Source organism: Ensifer sp. NM-2 (assembly GCF_003024455.1).
GTDB classification, from domain to species: Bacteria; Pseudomonadota; Alphaproteobacteria; order Rhizobiales; family Rhizobiaceae; genus Ensifer; species Ensifer canadensis.
Genome location: NZ_PVZR01000105.1, coordinates 1 through 570, shown reverse-complemented (window position 1 = coordinate 570; position 570 = coordinate 1). Strand labels below are relative to the sequence as shown.

Here is a 570-nt window from a genome sequence, read left to right as displayed (position 1 = left end):
AGCAGGTCCTGACGAGATCCTTGCTCGTTTCGACAGTTGGATGACAATCTTCCATCCTGACCTGAGATCGCAACTGAATGCCGCTGCGGATCTCGCTTGGCTCAAGACCGTAACCACAATGCTTTGGGCCGCGACGAACACCGAAGGCAACGCCGACGAAAATCTCGATTTGCTGAACAACCAGTACAAGGCTTTGCCGAAATATGCCGCCACCTCGAACGCGGTGCGCGCCACGGCAGGGGCGATCTACCGGCACTGCAAAGCCGTCGTCATGCATGAGGAACAGCCAGGCGACGTGTTGCCGATCATCGCCAACTACGCCGGCGAAGGAGCAGGTCCTGACGAGGTCCTTGCTCGTTTCGACAGTTGGATGACAATCGTCCATCCTGACCTGAGATCGCAACTGAATGCCGCTGCGGATCTCGCTTGGCTCAAGACCGTAGCCACAATGCTTTGGGCCGCGACGAACACCGAAGGCAACGCCGACGAAAATCTCGATTTGCTGAACAACCAGTACAAGGCTTTGCCGAAATATGCCGCCACCTCGAACGCGGTGCGCGCCACGGCAGG

The 570-nt window shown here is 57.7% G+C and carries 1 protein-coding gene; it reads left to right on the top strand.

All coding sequences use genetic code 11. The features are described 5' to 3' along the window. Window positions 1–40: 40 nt before the first annotated feature. The coding region (locus C6558_RS38985) for a hypothetical protein (protein WP_146161007.1) at window positions 41–570 on the top strand (530 nt) is incomplete at its 3' end.